Below are 19502 nucleotides of genomic sequence, written 5' to 3'. Positions count from 1 at the left end.
TAAAGTTGTTTTTAGTCGTCGTCTAATCACTATTAACAACCGGCTGATCGAGCAAATCTATTGAGCCGTAATTCGCTTTTTTTAAGAGGGTTGTAAATCAGTATTTTATTGATTTTATGGGTTTTTTGTTTTGATAGAGGGGTTCGATGAGTCAGTCGTTAAGAGTGATTGGACAGGTGTGCCATGCACCTAATAGGCTGGGTTCGTAATCTTGAATTGGGCCCATTCAGTGGCTCGGCCTAAATAAGTTTGGCGCTGACGTTAAATACCGACGCATTGATAGACGCCTCCATACAGCTGTTAACAATGACGTTAAGTCAGGCCGTCGCCTGCGTGCAAAGTCTTGGAGAAGTACCATGAATGAAGTTGAACGTTATAAACCGTACAAGGGGGCGGCCGCCGGCTGGGGGGCGCTGATTGCGGTCACCAGGAACTGGCTGGGCAGTGAAAACGCGCTCAAGAATATTCGAGCGATGCTCAAGACCAACCAGAATGGCGGTTTTGACTGCCCGGGTTGTGCCTGGGGCGAGTCGCCGGAAAGCGGCATGGTCAAGTTCTGCGAGAACGGCGCCAAAGCGGTCAACTGGGAAGCCACCGGACGGCTGGTCAACCCGGCGTTTTTCAACAAATACACCGTGTCGTCGCTTGCGGCGCAAAGTGACTATTGGCTTGAATACCAAGGGCGCCTGACTCATCCGATGCGCTATGACGCTGCGCTTGATCGTTATGTCGAAACCAGTTGGGACGATGCCTTTGCCTTGATCGCCAAACACCTGAACAGACTGACCTCGCCCGATCAGGCCGAGTTCTATACCTCCGGTCGGGCCAGCAACGAAGCCGCTTACCTTTATCAGCTGTTTGTTCGCGCCTACGGCACCAATAACTTCCCTGACTGCTCGAACATGTGCCACGAAGCGAGTGGCCTGGGCATGGACGACAGCGTTGGCGTCGGCAAAGGCACGGTGACGTTCGATGACCTGGAAGAAGCCGACGCAATTTTTGTCATCGGCCAGAACCCTGGCACCAACCACCCGCGGATGCTTGAGCCACTGCGCGAAGCGGTGAAGCGGGGCGCGCAGGTGATCTGTTTCAACCCCCTGAAAGAGCGAGGCCTGGAGCGCTTCCAGCACCCGCAGCATCCGCTGGAAATGCTTACCAATGGGTCTGAGCCGACCTCGTCTGCCTACTTTCGTCCGGCGCTGGGCGGCGACATGGCGGCGTTTCGCGGCATCGCCAAGTTTCTGTTGCAGTGGGAGCGTGAAGCGCTGCTGAACAATGGCGAGGCCGTGTTCGACCGCGCGTTTATCGCCGAGCACACCTCAGGCCTGGACGCTTACCTGGCGGAGCTTGATGCCACGTCGTGGGAGCACATCGTTGAACAGTCTGGCCTGACGCTGGAGGACATCGAACTCGCCGCGCGGATGTACCGTCGCGCCAAGCGGGTAATCATGTGTTGGGCGATGGGCGTGACCCAGCACACTCACTCCGTCGTGACCGTGCAGGAAATCATCAACGTGCAGCTATTGCGCGGCAATATCGGCCGGCCGGGGGCAGGGCTGTCACCGGTGCGCGGGCACAGTAACGTGCAGGGCGACCGCACCATGGGCATCAACGAACTGGCTCCGGCGGAGTTGATTGACGCACTGGAAGCGCGCTTTAACTTCAAGCTTTCGCGTCGTCACGGCCACAACACGGTGATGGCGATTGCGGCGATGGAAGAGGGGCGTTCGAAAGTGTTCATCGGCCTGGGTGGTAACTTCGCCCAAGCGACGCCCGACAGTCCGCGTACCCACGACGCCTTGCGCAACTGCGAGCTGACCGTGCACATCGCCACCAAGCTCAATCGCAGCCATTTGGTCACCGGTCGTGAGGCCCTGATTTTGCCGTGCCTGGGGCGTACCGACATCGATATGCAGGAACAAGGGCCACAAGGTGTGACGGTGGAAGACACCTTCAGCATGGTGCACATTTCCCACGGCCAACTGAAACCCAAATCGCCGTTGATGCGTTCGGAGCCGGCGATCATTGCCGGGATTGCCAACGCAACGCTGGGCAAACACCCGATCGACTGGTTGTGGGCGGTTGCCGATTACAGTCGCATCCGCGACCTGATTGCCGACACCATTCCCGGCTTCAAGGACTTCAATAAAAAACTGCTGCACCCCGGCGGCTTTCACCTGGGCAACAACGCTGCCCAGCGCATCTGGAAAACCAGCACCGGCAAAGCGCAATTTGCCCCGAGCGTGTTGCCGGCACACCTGGTCAGTGAAGGCGTGCGCAACCTGGACGTGAAACCGGACCTGATCCTGCAAACCATGCGCTCCCACGATCAGTACAACACCACGTTGTATGGGCTTGATGACCGTTATCGCGGTGTCTACGGCATGCGCGAGGTGGTGTTCGTCAATGAGCTGGACATTCGCAAACTCGGTTACGAGCCGGGGCAAAAGGTCGACATGGTTTCGCTGTGGGGCGATGGCCGCGAGCGCCGAGTCAGTGGTTTTACCTTGATTGCCTACGACATTCCAGCGGGCCAGGCCGCGGCCTATTACCCGGAAACCAACCCACTCGTACCGCTGGAAAGCTACGGCGACCGTACCTTTACGCCGACCTCGAAGTTCATCGCGATTCGCCTTGAACCGGCACCGGTCAGCAACCTGATCCAGTCCTTTGGTGCTTGAACCGGGCCGGGGCGGCGTGATCGTCGCCTGGTTTTTTTCTGATCATTGGGCATCTGTTCGCTGCGAGCCGCGCAACACTCTGAGGGTATCGGCATGTTAAATTCGGGGGCACTGGACCTGGCGCGCATTCAATTCGCGTTTACGGTCTCGTTTCACATCATATTTCCCGCCATCACCATCGGGCTGGCCAGTTTCCTGGCGGTGCTCGAAGGCCTGTGGCTGAAAAGCAACAACGCGGTGTACAAGGACCTGTATCACTTCTGGTCGAAGATTTTTGCCGTCAACTTCGGCATGGGCGTGGTCTCCGGGCTGGTCATGGCCTACGAGTTCGGCACTAATTGGAGCCGTTTCTCTGACTTCGCCGGGAGTATCACCGGGCCGTTGCTCACGTATGAGGTGTTGACGGCATTCTTCCTTGAAGCTGGCTTTCTCGGGGTCATGCTGTTCGGCTGGAACCGGGTAGGGCGAGGGCTGCATTTCTTTGCCACGGTGATGGTCGCCTTCGGTACGTTGATCTCGACCTTCTGGATCCTGGCGTCCAACAGCTGGATGCAGACGCCACAGGGGTTCTCGATCGTCGATGGGCGGATCATGCCGATGGACTGGCTGGCCATCGTCTTCAATCCGTCATTCCCGTTCCGCCTGGCACACATGGCTATCGCCGCGTTTGTGGCCACGGCGTTCTTTGTCGGGTCGTCGGCGGCCTGGCATCTGCTGCGTAAAAACGACACGCCACACGTACGCAAGATGCTCTCGATGGCGTTGTGGATGGCGTTGATCGTGGCGCCGATCCAGGCGGTGGTCGGTGATGCCCATGGTCTGAACACCCTGGAGCATCAACCGGCAAAAATAGCCGCCATGGAAGGGCACTGGGAAAACATCGGTAACGAGCCGACGCCGCTGGTGTTGTTTGGGATCCCGGACATGGAGGCCGAGAAGACTCGCTACGCCATCGAAATCCCTTACCTGGGCAGCCTGATCCTGACCCACAGCCTGGATAAGCAGATCCCTGCGCTCAAGAGTTTCTCCAAGGAGGACCGTCCCAACGCGACGATCATTTTCTTCAGCTTCCGGATCATGGCCGGGCTGGGCATGTTGATGATCCTCACAGGGGTGTTGGGTCTCGCGTTACGCCGTCATGGCGCGCTGTACCGCAATCGGATGTTCCTGCGCCTGGTGTTGTTCATGGGCCCGACCGGTCTGATCGCGATGCTGGCCGGTTGGATCACTACCGAAGTGGGTCGTCAGCCGTGGGTGGTCTACGGGCTGTTGCGCACTGCCGATGCGGCATCCAATCACACCGTCACGCAACTGAGCATTTCGCTGGCGTTGTTTGTGTTGATCTACTTCTCGGTGTTCGCGGTGGGCATCGGTTACATGATGAAACTGGTACGCAAGGGCCCCCAACCGCATCACGAGCACTCACCGCAAGGTGGTCCTGGCCAGGAGCGCACGCCACGCCGCCCCTTGTCCGCCGTCGCCGAGACGCTCGCGTCCAGCGATCACGTCAACTGAACAAGGGGATTGAACATGGGTATTCAAGGCATCGATTTGTCGTTGATCTGGGGCGTCATCATTGCCTTCGGGGTGATGATGTACGTGATCATGGATGGGTTTGACCTGGGGTTGGGCATCCTGTTTCCGCTGATTCCGGATGCGCAGGAGCGCGATGTGATGATGAACACCGTCGCGCCAGTATGGGACGGTAATGAAACCTGGCTGATCCTCGGTGGGGCGGCGCTTTACGGCGCGTTTCCACTGGCTTACTCGGTGATTCTGGAGGCGTTGTACCTGCCGCTGATTTTCATGCTGGCCGGGTTGATCTTTCGCGGTGTGGCGTTTGAGTTCCGGTTCAAGGCCAGTCCTGAAAAACGTCATATCTGGGACATGGCCTTTATCGGCGGCTCTGTGCTGGCGACATTTTCCCAAGGCATCGTGATCGGCGCGTACATCGCGGGGATTCCAGTAGTCAATCGGCAGTTCGCCGGTGGCACCCTGGATTGGCTGGCACCGTTCCCGCTGTTCTGTGGGGTTGGGCTGATTGTCGCTTACGCATTGCTCGGCAGTACCTGGTTGCTGGTCAAGACCGAAGGGATGCTGGAGTCACGCATGCGTCACTACACACGGCCGCTGGCGTTCGTGCTGACGGCGATCGTCGCAGTGCTCTGCGTGTGGACGCCATGGCTGCATCCCGAGATTGCGACACGTTGGTTTACCCACGCGCATATCGTGGTGTTTGGCGGGTTGTTGGTCCTGGGTGTGCTGGCGCTGTTCGGCTTGCTTCGCACGTTACGCCAGTATCATTCTCATTGGCCCTTTGTGTGCACCCTGGTGCTGGTGTTCCTGGGCTACATCGGATTGGCGTTCAGTATCTGGCCGAACATCGTTCCACCGTCCATCAGCCTGTGGGAGGCGGCTTCGCCCCCTACAAGCCAGTTGTTCATCTTGATTGGCACACTGTTCATCCTGCCGATCATCCTGATGTACACCTGCTGGAGCTACTACGTGTTCCGCGGCAAAGTGAGGATCGGCGATGGCTACCATTGATAGCGAAAACACTGAAGTTTCGGCCGCGGAAAACGAAGCAGCCCCTTGGTCTCGACGGGTGCTTTGGTTGATCGCCATTTGGTTCGGCAGCGTGCTTGCCCTGGGAGTGGTGGCCAGCCTGTTCCGATTCATGATGCACCTGGCCGGAATGACCAATCATTGATTGGCTTGGTACGCCGGCAACGGGAGGATGGAAAATCCGTTGGATGACGTAAAGCCGAATAAATGTTTGAAAAAAACGTTATAGGCTTTACTTAGGAGGCACATTGCTAGTAATCAGTCATTGAGTATCTTCAATTTCTGGCCCAGGGAGCGCTGATGAGTGTTCGTCCATTGAGCGACTCCCCGCGGCAATCGAACGATTGCGATGTTGCCGTCTCTCAACTGCAAGGGACAGCGGATACGGTTGGCATGGCCTACGTTGGCAACGAGGACAGGATCGAACACTTGCTGGACTCAGCGCGCAACTGGGCCCATACCCGCGCCTGGGTGGTTTACCGCGCCGGAGAACAGATGCATCGGGTCGGGCAGGGCGACCCGTTGCTGCAGTGGCCCGCAAGCGTTGCCCATGAGGCGTTTGACGCCTTTTGCCTGACCCACCAATTGCATCGCTGGCCGACCGGCAAAGGCGAAAGCGTGCTGGGTTGGCTGCTCGCGCCCGTCAAGGATGCCGAGGAACCGGCGCTCGCCGAGTTTGCCCAGTGCCTGGGCATTGAGGTACAGACCAATACCCTGGCCCGTGCGCAGATCACTCAGCGTGTGCTGTATGAGATTACCTACCTGGCCAGTTCGACCCGCGACCGCTCGGTGTTTCTGGTGGGGGTTCACCAGCTGCTGGCCAGTCTGATCGACGCCGAGAACTTCTACCTCGCGCTGTATGACCCGCTCAGTGGCAAGATCGATTACCCGTACTACGTCGACATTATCGACGTGGATGCCCTCGAGGCCGAGAACTACGAATACCTCGACCCCGCGCACCTGTCCTTGACCGGCCAGGTGTTGACCTCCGGCCAGCCGCTGCTGATCGACGCCGCCGGCATTCTCGCGGCCCAGGCCTGGGGCAGTTTCCACTGCGTGGGTGAGCGTCCCGAGTTCTGGATGGGCGCCCCGTTGAAAAATGCCTCGGATGAGGTGTTTGGCATGCTGGCGATGCAGGTCTACGACGTTGCCCGTATCTACAGCGCTGAAGACCGTGCGCTGTTTCTGGTGGTGGCCCGCCACGTGGCCATGGCGTTGGACCGGATCCTGCACCGGGCGGGCCTGGAAGAGACGGTGCTGCGTCGTACCCTGGAGCTTTCGGCACTCAACGATGCCTTGAGGCAGGAGGTGCTCGACCGGGAGCGTGCCGAACATCTGCAGAGCGCCTTGTTCCAGATTGCCGAACTGTCGAGCCAGCCTGGCGACATGGCCGAGTTGTTTCAAACCCTGCATGGCATCGTCGGCGAACTGTTGTTCGCGCGGAACTTCTACATTGCGCTGTTTGACGATGCCAGCGGCGAAGTGACCTTTCCGTACTATGTCGATGAGCGACAGACCACCTGCCCGACGGCACGGCGCGGGCGCCGGGGCTTGACCGAGTACGTTATCCGCCAGCGTCGAGCGTGCCTGATCGACGCCACTGAGTCCGAGCGATTGTCGGCGAGCGGCGAAACCGAAGGGGCCCATGAGTCTGTCCGATGCTATTCCTGGCTGGGCATTCCCTTGTTCGATGGCGATGTGGTGCGGGGCGTGCTTGCCGTGCAAAGCTACACCTCGCAGGTGTGCTACACCCTGCGTGACCAGGAACTGCTGACGTTCGTGTCGCGGCACATCGACACAGCGCTGTCGCGCCGCACGGCCGCCGAAGCGATCCACGCCGCCAACCTTATGCTGGAAGCCCGGGTGCAGAACCGCACCCGCGAACTCGATCATGCCAATGCCAAGCTGCAACACGAAAACTCCCACGATACGCTGACCGGGCTAGCGAACCGTACCTGCCTGCAACAGCGCCTCAACCAGGCCTGGTCGCGATTCGAGAGCGAAAGCGGGCACCTGGCGGTGATGTTCATCGACCTCGACCGCTTCAAGATGGTCAATGACAGCCTCGGCCATCATTTTGGCGACCTGCTGCTGATGCAGGCCGCCGACCGTTTGCGCGGTTGCCTGCGCGACACCGACATGCTGGCGCGTCTGGGCGGTGATGAGTTTTCGGTGCTCGCTCCCGAGGCACCACCGGACGTGGTGATCGACATTGCCGAGCGGATCCTGGTGGCGTTTGACCTGCCGTTCTTCATCAATGGCCATGAAGTTTTTTCGTCCTGCAGCATCGGTATTGTCAGCGCCGACAGCCAGTTCCATCACGAGCCGGCCGACCTGCTGCGCGATGCCGATGCGGCGATGTACCGGGTCAAGAGCGCCGGGCGCGACAGCTACGCGGTGTTCAACCAGGAAGTGCGCCGCGAAGTTTCGGACCAGGTCGAGCGTGAAGGGGCCTTGCGCAACGCCCTCAAGCGCAGCGACGAACTGCTACCGTATTTCCAGCCGATTGTCAGCGTCGAAAGCGGCGAACTGCTGGCCCTGGAAGCGCTGGTCCGCTGGCATCAGCCGGGCGGCCGGGTGATCGCGCCGGGCGAGTTCCTGCCGGACTTCGAGGGCTTGCGCCTGATCGGTCGACTGGACCTGTACATGCTGACCAGCATTGCCGTGATCCTGGCCCAACCGCAGCACGCCAACTGGCCGCCGGTGCACGTCAATTGCTCCAGCTACAGCATGACGCGCCCGGACTTCGCCAGCGATGTGCTTGCATTGCTGGCGCGGCACCAGGTCTCGCCGTCGCGGATCTGCCTGGAACTGACCGAAGGTGCCCTGGTGGCTGAGCCGGCGATGGCTCGACGAACCATGCAGCAACTGGCCGACAACGGCATGTCGGTGGTGCTCGATGACTTCGGTGCGGGGTTTTCATCCCTGAGCTACGTGCATCAATACCGTTTCAGCGGCTTGAAGATCGACAAGTCGTTCATCCTCGAACTGACCAGCAGTGCCCGCAGCCGCGCGATTGTCCGGGCGATTGTGCGGATGGCCGAGTCCCTGGACCTGAGCGTGGTGGCCGAAGGGGTCGAGGACGCCGCGACGCTTGAGTTGCTGCGCGAAATGGGCGCGGGGCAGGCCCAGGGGTATTATTTTGCCAGGCCGATGGGGTTGGAGGCGTTGATGGGGTGTTTCTCTGGCGACGGGTCGGTTCCTGGCTGGGGCAGGGGGGCTACACCCGTTCGCTAGCGCGTCGATGTTTGGCATGTTTTACAAGGACAGGCTTGCAGCGGCCAGGTGCCAACGCTTGTCTTCGAAAGAACTCGGAGTCGAACTCGAACGCCAGGAACCCGTTCGGGCGCCTGGCGTTCATCGCCTTGCAATCACATTGCGGCGTGGAAAATCTCTTCGATTTGCGCCTGTTCCGCAGTCCGGGGGTTGGTGAAGCCGCAGGCATCTTTCATGGCGTTGGCTGCCAGTGTTGGAATGTCCTCTACCTTGACCGCCAATTCGGCCAGACCGCCTGGAATACCGACATCCAAAGACAATTTACGGATGCCGGCAATGGCCGCCGCCGCGCCTTGTTCGGGGTCAAGATGTTGGGTATCCAGGCCCATCGCCCTGGCGATGTCGCTCAGGCGAGCCGGGCAGACGCTGGCGTTGAAGCTCTCGACGTGCGGCAGCAGTATCGCGTTGCAGACACCGTGTGGCAGGTCATAGAAACCACCCAGTTGGTGGGCCATGGCGTGCACGTAGCCCAGGGAGGCGTTGTTGAACGCCATCCCGGCGAGGAACTGTGCATAGGCCATATTTTCCCGCGCCGGCATGTCGCCGCCGTTGGCGACCGCGTTGCGCAGGTTGGCGGAGATCAATTCCACGGCCTTGAGCGCGCAGGCATCGGTGATCGGCGTGGCCGCGGTTGAAACGTAGGCTTCGATGGCGTGGGTCAAAGCGTCCATGCCGGTGGCGGCGGTCAGGCCTTTGGGCATGGCGGCCATCAATGAGGGATCGTTGACCGACAGCAGTGGCGTCACGTTACGGTCGACGATGGCCATTTTTACGTGGCGGGTTTCGTCGGTGATGATGCAGAAACGGGTCATCTCGCTGGCGGTGCCCGCCGTGGTATTGATGGCAATCAGCGGCATTTGTGGCTTGGCGGACTGATCGACGCCTTCGTAGTCACTGATATGCCCGCCATTGGTGGCACACAAGGCAATGCCCTTGGCGCAGTCATGGGGCGAGCCGCCGCCGAGGGAGATGATGAAATCGGCACCGCTGAGCTTGAGTTGCTCCAGACCGTTTTCGACGTTGCTCACGGTCGGATTCGGCTTGGCCCCATCGAATACTGTCGCCTGGATGTCCTGCGCCGCCAGCAGCTGGGCGACCTTGTCGGCGACTCCGGCCTTTGCCAGCCCGGCGTCGGTCACGATAAGGGCGTGACGCAAGCCATATTTGCGAATGGCGACCATGGCTTCATCGAGACTGCCGATGCCCATCATGTTTACGGACGGAATGAAGAACGTGCTGCTCATGACTAGCCCTCGTTATTGTGATTATTGGCCCGAACGGCCGGTGGTGCACTCATCAAGATGGACTCATCCTAGGAGCGAGGGCGTGACGGTTAAATGGTCCTTTAGTCCGCGCGATGGGGGTCTTTAGTCGTAGTGGCACACGGTTTCATCCTATCGGCGTGGTTACCCCCTACCCAAGTAGCATACGGACCCGGGTCCAGTCTTCGTAGACTGAGCAATCAGACAGCGCACTTTGCGGGAGGCGGCCATGCAACACACCCAAACCGATGGCGTAGTCAGCGCGATGTCGATGGCAACCGAGGCGCAAGAGGTGGCACAGGAGCTGGCGCGGCAGCTATTGCACCCGCACTTGGGTTTTGTGCTGTTCTTTTGTTCGGTCGAATACGATTTGCGAGCCTTGGGCTCGGCATTGCAGCAGAGCTTTGGCGGAATTCGCGTGGTGGGCTGTACCAGCGCCGGGGAAATCACCCCTGAGGGCTATGGCCGGGGCTGCGTGACCGCCGTGGGTTTTGATCATCGGCATTTCTCCATTGCCGCCGAGCTGATCGACGAATTGGAGCGTTTCAGCCTGATCGACGCCCAGCAAATGGTCGAGCGACTGGTCGGCGGTTGTCGCAGCAACACCCTGGCGCCGATCAAGGGCAACAGTTTCGCCCTGACGCTACTTGACGGCCTGTCCAGCCGCGAGGAAATGGTCCTGGGGGCGCTGAGCGCAGCCTTGGGCGATATCCCGCACTTTGGCGGTTCTGCCGGAGACGATAACTACCTGACCCATACCCATGTGTACTTCGGCGGCGAATTCCACAGCGGCGCGGCCGTGGTGCTGTTGATCAATACCTGGCTGGACTTCGAAGTGTTCACCACGCACCACATTTTGCCGCGTGCGGAAAAGCTGGTGGTCACTCGTGTCGACAGTGGCATGCGCCGGGTTTACGAACTCAATGCCGAGCCCGCGGCCGCGGAGTACGCGCAGATCATCGGGGTACCCGTGGCGGAGCTCAATCACCAGGTTTTTGCCGCCCACCCGTTAGCTGTCCGTATCAACGACCAGTACTACGTCAGAGCCATTCAACAGGTCAATCCTGACTTGAGCTTGAGCTTTTACTGTGCGGTGGAGAACGGCATCGTCCTCACAGCCATGACGCCTGGCCCCTTGCTGCCCAACCTGCAGACGCTGTTCGACGGCTTGCAGGAGCGCTTGGGTTCGTTGTTGCTGACTATCGGCTGCGACTGTTTCCTGCGGCGCCTGGAGCTGGAAGACGATGGCAGTGTCCAGCAGATCGGCAGCTTCCTGCGCGAGCATCGGGTGATAGGTTTCAACACCTACGGAGAACAGTTCAATGGCATGCACATCAACCAGACCTTCACCGGCGTCGCCATTGGACGGAATCGTGCCGCCATCTCCCACTGAGCTGCTTGAGCAGATCGAACAACTGCAGCGGGATAATCAAAAGCTGCGGCGGATCAATACGGCGCTGATTGAGCGGGTCGAGTCCGGTAGCGCGTGTGGCAATGACTCCTATGCGGCCTTTCAGCACTCGGTGGTCCTGGCCGAGCAGGTCAGGGAGCGTACCGATGCGTTGAACCAGGCCATGGCCGAGCTCAAGGCCAGCAATAATCTGCTCAGCGATGCACGCCTGCGGGCGGAAACGGCCCATCAACATCTGGTCGATGCCATTGAAAGCATTTCCGATGCCTTCGTGCTGTTCGATGAGGACCAGCGCATCGTGCTGTTCAACAGCCGTTTCAAAGCGTTTTGGGCCAACAGCCGGGTAAGGATCATCGGCGGCATGCGCTTGAAGGAGGTCAAGCGGTTGATGGTCAGTACCGGGCTGTTTATTGAAGAGCCACGTCACAGCGCCGACGAACACCTGCTGTATCGTCTGAATGATGGCCGCTGGTTGCAGGTCAGCGAGCGGCCGACTCGCGAGGGTGGCCGGGTGATCCTGTTTACCGACATCACCGAAGTCAAACTCAGCGAAACCATGCGCCGCGAGCAGGCCGTTGCGCAGAAGTCGCACCTGCTGCAACGGGCCGTCGACAACCTGTCCCAGGGGGTCGCGATGGTCAACGCCGAGGGTATCCTGGAGCTGTGGAATCGTCGGTTTCTGGAACTGAGCGGGTTGGCTCCGGTTGCCGCGCACAGGCTTTTTTCAGAGGTGATCGCTGACAGCGAATTGGCTCTGTTGACGCCGGCCAGCCGCGACGCCAACGGCCGAGTGATCCATGAGCGGGAGCAGCGGCTATACGACGGTCGGGTGCTGGAAATTCGCACGCATCCATTACCCACCGGCGGCTTTGTCAACACCTTCACGGACATCACCGAACGCTACCAGCATGCTGAAGCCCTCAGCGAGAGCGAGCGCTGGATTCGCTTGATCACCGACCATGTCCCAGCGCTGATTGCTTACCTGAACGCTGATCTGGTCTATGAGTTCACCAACAAGGTCTACGAACAGTGGTACTGCTGGCCACGTGGCGTGATGCTCGGACAGAGTCTGCGCGAGGTCCATAGCGAAGAGCACTACCAGCGGCTGGAAAGCTATGTCGAACGCGCCCTGGCGGGGGAAAGCGTGACCTTCGAATGCCCCGAAATCAATATCAACAATCAGCAGTGCTACATGCTTCGCTCCTATGTGCCCAATCGCCTGGCCAATGGTGAAGTGATCGGTATTTTTGTGTTGATCCGCGATATCACCGAGCGGCGCCGTACCGCTGAAGCGCTGCACCAGGCTTATCAGAACCTTGAACAGCGAGTCCGTGAACGCACCACCGAGCTGACCACCCTGAACAGCCAACTGCTGCGCGAGATCGACGAGCGCAGTCGGGTAGAGTCGCGTCTGCGTGAAGCCAAGCTCGAAGCCGAGCAGGCCAACCTGTCGAAAACCAAGTTTCTGGCCGCCGTGAGCCATGATCTGCTTCAGCCGCTCAACGCCGCACGCCTGTTTACCAGTGCCTTGTTGGAGCGTCGCGAACCGGAGGCCAACGCAATCCTGGTGCGTAATGTCAGTAACTCGCTGGAAGACGTGGAGAATTTGCTCGGGACACTGGTCGACATCTCCAAGCTTGATGCCGGGGTGATCAAGGCTGATATCGCGCCGTTTGCCCTGAGCGAACTGCTGGAAAACCTGGCGGTCGAGTTCACGCAAGCGGCCACCAGCGAGGGCTTGCGCCTGGCGTTCGTGCCGTGCTCGGCGCTGGTCCGTAGCGATATCCAGTTGCTCGCGCGGATTCTGCGCAATCTGCTGAGCAACGCCATCCGATACACCACCACTGGCCGCGTGGTACTGGGTTGTCGTCGGCATCGCCAGCGCCTGTCGATCGAGGTCTGGGATACCGGCATCGGGATTGCCGAAAACAAGCTGGAGGAAATTTTTCAGGAGTTCAAACGTGGCGACGTGCAACGGCCGCATCAGGATCGCGGGTTGGGTCTCGGGTTGGCAATTGTCGAAAAAATCGCCGGAATACTTGGGCATAAGATCAGGGTCCGCTCGACCCTCGGCAAAGGCTCGATGTTCGCTGTCGAAGTGCCGCTGACCCTCAGCGCGCCCAAACCGCAGATCCAGTTACCCATGACTGAGCCAATGCTCGAACGGTTGCGTGGGGCACGGATCTGGGTGCTGGACAATGATGCAACGATTTGCGCGGGGATGCGCACGCTGCTGGAAAGCTGGGGGTGTCAGGTTGTCACCGCGCTGTCTGAGCAGGACTTGGCGCGACAGGTGGAGAACTATCATTGCGACGCCGACCTGTTGATTGCCGATTATCACCTGGACCATGAGCAGAACGGTGTCGATGCCGTGGCGGCGATCAACGCCCGACGTGGCTTACCCTTGCCAGCGCTGATGATCACGGCCAACTACAGCAATGAACTGAAGCTGCAAATGCGTGAGCTGGGCCACACCCTGATGCACAAACCGGTGCGGCCGATGAAACTCAAAACCGCGATCAGCCATCTGCTGGGCAAATAGTCGGCAGGTTGAGCAAATCAGCGCCGCAGGTAGGCGGTGAAATCGATATCCCCGGCGCTGAGAATGGCCTGGACCCGGTTATGCACGTTGAGTTTGCGCAGGATGGCCGAGACATGAGCCTTGACGGTGGTTTCGGCGATTTCCAGGGTGTAGGCGATCTGCTTGTTCGAGTCGCCCTTGGTCATCCGTTCCAGGACCAGCAATTGCTTGCGGGTCAGGGCCTGCAGTAACTCAGGCGCAAAGCTCGGCGCGCTGTTCATGCTGCGCCGGGTAGCGGTCTTTTGTGCGTGGATGATGTCCGAAGGCAGATAGACATTGCCGTTAAGGATCTGCTCAATGGCTTCGGTCATCTGCGCCCGTGGCGAAGACTTGGTAATAAAGCCCACCGCACCATACATAATGGCTTGCAGCACAATCTGTTTGTCCTGTTCGGCGGAGACAATCACCACCGGGATAGTGGGCGCCTCGTTGCGCAGATTGATCAGGCCATTGAGGCCGTGCATGCCAGGCATATTCAGATCGAGCAGAATCAGGTCGAGGTCGTCATGGCTCTGAGTCAGCGCCAGCGCGCTCTCCAGGTCAGCTGTTTCCATCACTTCGCTGCCCGGAAAACCGTCGCTGATCACATTGGCGATGGCTTCACGAAACAGCGGGTGATCATCGGCAATTAGAATTTTGTACATGGCCTTTCACCTATTTATTTTTGATTGCGGTGTGGCGGCGTGGCGTATCTGTTGTCCAGGGACAGGCGGCAGGGTATGCCGCATCAGGGGCGCTTCCTTTCTTGTCATGACGGCATTACATGCCACTGCCCAGGCTTTGTGAATGCGACGATAGTCAGGTAAACCCGTACCAAAGTACGAGGCGCTGTGCGGTTGCGGTTTTTCAGGCGGGTCCAAATTACGACTACGACTAAATGACAAGGTGACCCCTGCCAAGGGCGCATTCGTTTGGCGGCGCAGGCTCTCTAACATCTGTTCATCGCGTGTGCGACCCACAGACAACGACCCGAAAAGAGGCCTCAATCATGATTTACGCACCCCCCGGAACCCCAGGCGCTGTCGTTTCTTTCAAGTCGCGCTACGGCAATTACATCGGCGGTGAGTTCATCGCGCCGGTCTATGGCGAATACTTCACCAATACCTCACCGATCAACGGTGACGTAATTGCCCAGTTCCCTCGTTCCACTGCCGCTGATATCGAACTCGCACTGGACGCCGCGCATGGGGCGGCTGATGCCTGGGGCAAGACCTCGGCACAGGATCGTTCGCGGGTCCTGTTGAACATTGCCGACCGCATTGAACAGAATCTTGAAGTGTTGGCCGTTACCGAGACCTGGGACAACGGCAAGGCCGTGCGCGAAACCCTGAATGCCGACGTTCCGCTGGCGGCCGACCATTTCCGTTATTTCGCCGGTTGCATCCGTGCCCAGGAAGGCGGCGCCGCGGAGATCAACGAGCTGACCACGGCTTACCATTTTCATGAACCGCTGGGCGTGGTGGGGCAGATCATCCCGTGGAACTTCCCGCTGCTGATGGCGGCCTGGAAACTGGCGCCTGCGCTGGCCGCGGGCAACTGCGTGGTGCTCAAGCCGGCCGAGCAAACGCCGCTGTCGATCATGATCTTCGCAGAGCTGATCAACGACCTGCTGCCGCCGGGGGTTTTGAATATTGTGCAGGGCTTTGGCCGTGAAGCCGGTGAGGCTCTGGCCACCAGTAAGCGTATCGCCAAGATCGCTTTTACCGGCTCCACTCCGGTGGGCGCGCACATCATGAAATGCGCGGCCGAGAACATCATTCCAAGTACGGTGGAGCTGGGTGGCAAGTCGCCGAATATCTTCTTCGAAGACATCATGCAGGCCGAGCCACAGTTTATTGAAAAGGCCGCTGAGGGCCTGGTGCTGGCGTTTTTCAACCAGGGCGAAGTCTGCACCTGCCCATCGCGTGCCTTGATCCAGGAATCGATCTACGACGCGTTCATGGCGGTCGTGATGCAGAAGATCAGCCAGATCAAGCGTGGCGATCCTCTGGACACAGAGACCATGGTCGGTGCCCAGGCCTCGGAGCAGCAATACGACAAGATTCTTTCGTACCTGAAGATTGCGCAGGCGGAGGGGGCGGTGCTGTTGACCGGCGGCGCGGCGGAGCGCCTGGAAGGCGACCTGTCCAGCGGCTACTACATTCAGCCGACGCTGCTCAAAGGCAACAACAAAATGCGCGTGTTCCAGGAGGAGATCTTCGGTCCGGTCGTGGGCGTGACCACCTTCAAGGACGAAGCTGAAGCCCTGGCGATTGCCAACGACAGCGAGTTTGGCCTGGGCGCGGGTCTCTGGACCCGGGACATCAACCGTGCCTACCGCATGGGGCGGGCGATCAAGGCCGGTCGTGTGTGGACCAACTGCTATCACCTGTACCCGGCGCATGCCGCGTTCGGTGGCTACAAAAAGTCCGGTGTCGGCCGTGAAAACCACAAGATGATGCTCGACCACTACCAGCAGACCAAAAACCTGCTGGTCAGCTACGACATCAATCCGCTGGGTTTCTTTTGATACTGTGAGCGCTTCACCGGCAAACGTTTGAAACGGTAGGAACCGGGCATCCCGCTCGTTCCTACCGTTCGTTTTTTCCATTCACTCAATTCGTCGCGTTTTAGCCCTGACCTTGTGCTTCGTTCCCGTCCCCGCCTTTGCTGGAGGTGCTGGAGACCGCAATCGAGCCGCGCCCGGTTTTGCTTCTGGAATAGTAAGATGTGCTTGTCTGATATTGGATCAACTTCAGCATCCATCTCACCTCGCCCAGCTTTTCTTCCGGCTGTCTGGCCCAGAATCACCAGCCAGTTAGTCTTTGATAGCGCATAACGGATTGTTAAATGAGTACCCCGGCAACTGAAAACACCGACAACTGGCAACCGGTCATTGCGCTGGCGTTGGCCGCTTTTGTCTTCAATACCACTGAGTTCGTGCCGGTCGGCCTGTTGAGCGCCATCGGCGACAGCTTCGACCTGTCGAGCGCACAGGTCGGGTTGATGTTGACGATCTATGCCTGGGTGGTATCCCTGACGTCGCTGCCGGTGATGCTGCTCACCCGAAACATCGAGCGCCGCAAGCTGTTGATGGTGCTGTTCGGCCTGTTCATTGTCAGCCATGTGTTGTCCAGTCTGGCCGCAAGCTTTGGTGTCCTGCTGGTGAGCCGGATCGGCATCGCCTTGTCCCATGCGCTGTTCTGGTCCATCACCGCATCCCTCGCGGTGCGGGTGGCGCCGGTGGGCAAGCAGGTGCAGGCGTTGGGCCTGCTGGCAACCGGGACGTCCATGGCCTTGGTGCTGGGGATTCCGCTGGGCCGATTGCTCGGCGAAGCCATGGGCTGGCGCATTACCTTTCTGGTGATTGCCTTGATGGCGAGCGCGCTGCTGCTTTGGCTTGGCAGAACCCTGCCACTGCTGCCGAGCCAGAACTCGGGCTCCCTGAGAAGCCTGCCGGTGCTGTTCAAGCGCCCCGCGCTGGTGGCGGTCTACGGCCTGACAGCTGCGGTGATCACGGCTCAGTTCACGGCCTATAGCTATATCGAGCCGTTTATCAAAACCGTGGCCGGCATGAGCGGCGAGGTGGTGACCCTTATCCTGCTGTTGTTCGGTGGCGCGGGGATTTTCGGCTCGCTGCTGTTCAGTCGATTCAATCGGCAATACCCACAGCGCTTTCTGCTGGTTGCCACGTCGTTGCTGGTGGTGTGCCTGGCTTTGCTGTTGCCGTTGAGCGGCGAGGTTTCGACGCTGGGGGCGCTCAGCGTGTTCTGGGGCATGGCGATCATGTGCTTCGGACTGTCGCTGCAGTCGAAGGTGCTGGTGCTGGCACCGGACGCAACCGATGTGGCGATGGCGCTGTTCTCGGGGATCTACAACATCGGTATCGGGGGTGGGGCACTGGTGGGCAGTTGGGTGGGGCGGCAACTCGGGTTTGCCTATGTCGGCGTGGTGGGAGGCGTGTTGGCGGGCCTGGCGTTGGCCTTCTACGGCCTCTCGGTTTATCGCGCTGGCCGGGTCGGGGCGGGGAGCTGATTCCTGGCTGCTTTAATGGAGCGTCACAACCCTGCGACCCTCGCCGATCCGGATCCTGTCCAGCGCCCGGTTTAACGCGTCGAGGGCATCGAGGAGTGCTTTTGCCTCGGCTTCCCTGCCATCCCCCCCAAAGGCGTTCAGCCATTTTGTTCAGGGCCTGGATCGATCTTTCGATATCCGCGGCGGTTGTTGTCGCGGTAGCCGCCGGTTTGATCTTTGGCATTTTCAGAGCTTCAACTGTCAGGGGTTGAGTTTATTTATCACGACAGGGAGAAGGGGGGGGATTTATTTTCAGGGAAAAGGGGGCCTTGGCTAGTACATGGAGCTGTTGGCGATCTTGAGGGCCTCTTCGCGGGCAAGCTCCGCTCCCACAAGGGGGGGTTGAGTCGTACCTGATTTTTGTGTACGACCATGACCCCCTGTGGGAGCGGAGCTTGCCCGCGAAGCTTTTAGGACCTACGCGGTCTCCGCCACCTTCGCCCGACGCACGTCCGGCTGTTTCCAGGCGTCCGCCGCGCTTTCATCGATGGCCAACTGGATGGCTTTCTTGCGGCGCTCTTCGGCCTGGCGACTGAAGTACCAGACCAGGAAGGTCACCAACGACACCGCCAGCAGAATCAGGCTGGCCACCGCGTTGATCTCCGGCTTCACGCCCAGGCGCACCGCCGAGAACACTTCCATCGGCAAGGTGGTCGAACCCGGCCCGGAAACGAAGCTGGCCAATACCAGGTCATCCAGGGACAAGGCGAAGGACATCATCCCGCCCGCCGCCAGCGATGGCGCGATCATCGGGATGGTGATCAGGAAGAACACTTTCCACGGCTTGGCGCCCAGGTCCATGGCCGCCTCTTCGATGGACAGGTCCAGCTCGCGCAAGCGCGCCGACACCACCACCGCCACATAGGCCGCGCAGAAGGTGGTGTGGGCGATCCAGATGGTGACGATGCCGCGTTCCTGCGGCCAGCCGATCAACTGCGCCATGGCCACGAACAGCAGCAACAGCGACAGGCCAGTGATCACTTCCGGCATCACCAACGGCGCCGTCACCAGGCCGCCGAACAGCGTGCGGCCCTTGAAGCGGGTAACCCGGGTCAGGACAAACGCCGCCAGGGTGCCCAGCGCCACCGCGGCCACCGCGGTGTAGCAGGCGATTTCCAGCGAGCGGGCCACCGAGCCCATCAGTTGGGTGTTGTCCAGCAGGCCCACGTACCACTTCACCGACCAGCCGCCCCATACCGTCACCAGCTTCGAGGCGTTGAACGAGTAGATCACCAGGATCAGCATCGGCAGGTAGATGAACAGCAAACCCAGTACCAGCATCAGGCTGGAAAAACTGAAGCGCTTCATTCCTTGCCCTCCATTTCTTTGGCCTGACTACGGTTGAACAGAATGATCGGCACAATCAGGATCGCCAGCATCACCACGGCAAGCGCCGATGCCACCGGCCAGTCACGGTTATTGAAGAACTCTTGCCACAGCACCTTACCGATCATCAGGGTTTCCGGACCGCCAAGCAGCTCGGGGATCACGAACTCACCCACCACCGGGATAAACACCAGCATGCAGCCGGCGATGATGCCGTTCTTCGACAGCGGCACGGTGATCTTCCAGAAACTGTTGAAGGTACTCGAACCAAGGTCCGAGGCCGCTTCCAGCAGGCTCTGATCGTGTTTCACCAGGTTGGCGTAGAGCGGCAGGATCATAAACGGCAG

The 19502-nt window shown here is 59.6% G+C and carries 13 protein-coding genes and 1 pseudogene; 9 read left to right on the top strand and 5 right to left on the bottom strand.

The window, feature by feature from the left end:
- The first annotated feature begins 356 nt into the window (after positions 1 to 356).
- The 5 genes from AC07VG_RS20540 to AC07VG_RS20520 all read left to right on the top strand — a co-directional run bounded on the left by AC07VG_RS20540 (position 357) and on the right by AC07VG_RS20520 (position 8483).
- Positions 357 to 2681, top strand: a complete 2325-nt coding sequence (locus tag AC07VG_RS20540) for an FdhF/YdeP family oxidoreductase (RefSeq protein WP_495001951.1) — start codon at positions 357 to 359, stop codon at positions 2679 to 2681.
- Between the two features lie 93 nt (positions 2682 to 2774).
- Positions 2775 to 4196, top strand: coding sequence for a cytochrome ubiquinol oxidase subunit I (locus tag AC07VG_RS20535; protein WP_495001950.1), 1422 nt, complete (start codon positions 2775 to 2777; stop codon positions 4194 to 4196).
- Positions 4197 to 4211: 15 nt separating this feature from the next.
- Positions 4212 to 5228, top strand: coding sequence for a cytochrome d ubiquinol oxidase subunit II (gene cydB / locus AC07VG_RS20530; RefSeq protein WP_495001949.1), 1017 nt, complete (start codon positions 4212 to 4214; stop codon positions 5226 to 5228).
- The gene (locus tag AC07VG_RS20525; RefSeq protein ID WP_495001948.1) at positions 5215 to 5391 is read left to right on the top strand and encodes a DUF2474 domain-containing protein; all 177 of its coding nucleotides are present in this window, start codon (positions 5215 to 5217) and stop codon (positions 5389 to 5391) included. Before cydB ends, AC07VG_RS20525 begins: the two co-directional genes overlap by 14 nt.
- Before the next feature lie 155 nt (positions 5392 to 5546).
- Positions 5547 to 8483 (top strand): sensor domain-containing phosphodiesterase, encoded by a 2937-nt coding sequence (locus AC07VG_RS20520; RefSeq protein WP_495021774.1) that lies wholly within the window; start codon positions 5547 to 5549, stop codon positions 8481 to 8483.
- Positions 8484 to 8617: 134 nt separating this feature from the next.
- On the opposite strand, the gene yiaY is transcribed toward AC07VG_RS20520, so the two are convergent.
- Positions 8618 to 9766: an L-threonine dehydrogenase gene (gene yiaY, locus AC07VG_RS20515; protein WP_495001946.1), complete on the bottom strand. Its 1149-nt coding sequence runs from the start codon at positions 9764 to 9766 to the stop codon at positions 8618 to 8620.
- Positions 9767 to 10013: 247 nt separating this feature from the next.
- On the opposite strand from yiaY, the gene nosP reads away from it, so the two are divergent.
- Positions 10014 to 11177 carry a nitric oxide-sensing protein NosP gene (gene nosP / locus AC07VG_RS20510; RefSeq protein ID WP_495001945.1) on the top strand — a complete coding sequence of 388 codons (1164 nt, stop codon included), beginning with the start codon at positions 10014 to 10016 and terminating at the stop codon, positions 11175 to 11177.
- Positions 11107 to 13737, top strand: a complete 2631-nt coding sequence (nahK, locus tag AC07VG_RS20505) for a hybrid sensor histidine kinase/response regulator NahK/ErcS' (RefSeq protein ID WP_495001944.1) — start codon at positions 11107 to 11109, stop codon at positions 13735 to 13737. Before nosP ends, nahK begins: the two co-directional genes overlap by 71 nt.
- Positions 13738 to 13754: 17 nt before the next feature.
- On the opposite strand, the gene AC07VG_RS20500 is transcribed toward nahK, so the two are convergent.
- Positions 13755 to 14420: a response regulator gene (locus AC07VG_RS20500; protein ID WP_495001943.1), complete on the bottom strand. Its 666-nt coding sequence runs from the start codon at positions 14418 to 14420 to the stop codon at positions 13755 to 13757.
- Between the two features lie 344 nt (positions 14421 to 14764).
- Here AC07VG_RS20500 and exaC point away from each other — a divergent pair, with 344 nt between their 5' ends.
- Complete coding sequence (exaC, locus tag AC07VG_RS20495; RefSeq protein WP_495001942.1) at positions 14765 to 16285, top strand: acetaldehyde dehydrogenase ExaC; 1521 nt, start codon at positions 14765 to 14767, stop codon at positions 16283 to 16285.
- A 320-nt stretch (positions 16286 to 16605) separates the two neighbouring features.
- The gene (locus AC07VG_RS20490) at positions 16606 to 17790 is read left to right on the top strand and encodes a sugar transporter (RefSeq protein ID WP_495001941.1); all 1185 of its coding nucleotides are present in this window, start codon (positions 16606 to 16608) and stop codon (positions 17788 to 17790) included.
- Between the two features lie 12 nt (positions 17791 to 17802).
- Here the strand turns inward: AC07VG_RS20490 and AC07VG_RS20485 are convergent.
- From AC07VG_RS20485 to AC07VG_RS20475, 3 genes and pseudogenes are all read right to left on the bottom strand, one after another.
- Positions 17803 to 18013: pseudogene (locus tag AC07VG_RS20485) on the bottom strand (hypothetical protein).
- 233 nt (positions 18014 to 18246) lie between these two features.
- Positions 18247 to 19137 (bottom strand): ABC transporter permease subunit, encoded by an 891-nt coding sequence (locus AC07VG_RS20480; protein WP_495021773.1) that lies wholly within the window; start codon positions 19135 to 19137, stop codon positions 18247 to 18249.
- Positions 19134 to 19502 (bottom strand): ABC transporter permease subunit (locus AC07VG_RS20475; protein ID WP_495021772.1); only part of this gene is annotated, 369 nt, incomplete at its 5' end. The genes AC07VG_RS20480 and AC07VG_RS20475, both read right to left, overlap by 4 nt.

This window comes from Pseudomonas sp. GW821-FHT03C07 (assembly GCF_059420925.1).
Note: the sequence above shows the minus strand (reverse complement) of the source record. Positions and strands in the feature narration are given on the sequence as shown.

Coding starts and splice junctions, on each gene's coding strand:
- AC07VG_RS20540 (WP_495001951.1), top strand. CDS start 357: ATGAATGAAGTTGAACGTTATAAACCGTACAAGGGGGCGGCCGCCGGC.
- AC07VG_RS20535 (WP_495001950.1), top strand. CDS start 2,775: ATGTTAAATTCGGGGGCACTGGACCTGGCGCGCATTCAATTCGCGTTT.
- cydB (WP_495001949.1), top strand. CDS start 4,212: ATGGGTATTCAAGGCATCGATTTGTCGTTGATCTGGGGCGTCATCATT.
- AC07VG_RS20525 (WP_495001948.1), top strand. CDS start 5,215: ATGGCTACCATTGATAGCGAAAACACTGAAGTTTCGGCCGCGGAAAAC.
- AC07VG_RS20520 (WP_495021774.1), top strand. CDS start 5,547: ATGAGTGTTCGTCCATTGAGCGACTCCCCGCGGCAATCGAACGATTGC.
- yiaY (WP_495001946.1), bottom strand. CDS start 9,766: ATGAGCAGCACGTTCTTCATTCCGTCCGTAAACATGATGGGCATCGGC.
- nosP (WP_495001945.1), top strand. CDS start 10,014: ATGCAACACACCCAAACCGATGGCGTAGTCAGCGCGATGTCGATGGCA.
- nahK (WP_495001944.1), top strand. CDS start 11,107: ATGGCATGCACATCAACCAGACCTTCACCGGCGTCGCCATTGGACGGA.
- AC07VG_RS20500 (WP_495001943.1), bottom strand. CDS start 14,420: ATGTACAAAATTCTAATTGCCGATGATCACCCGCTGTTTCGTGAAGCC.
- exaC (WP_495001942.1), top strand. CDS start 14,765: ATGATTTACGCACCCCCCGGAACCCCAGGCGCTGTCGTTTCTTTCAAG.
- AC07VG_RS20490 (WP_495001941.1), top strand. CDS start 16,606: ATGAGTACCCCGGCAACTGAAAACACCGACAACTGGCAACCGGTCATT.
- AC07VG_RS20480 (WP_495021773.1), bottom strand. CDS start 19,137: ATGAAGCGCTTCAGTTTTTCCAGCCTGATGCTGGTACTGGGTTTGCTG.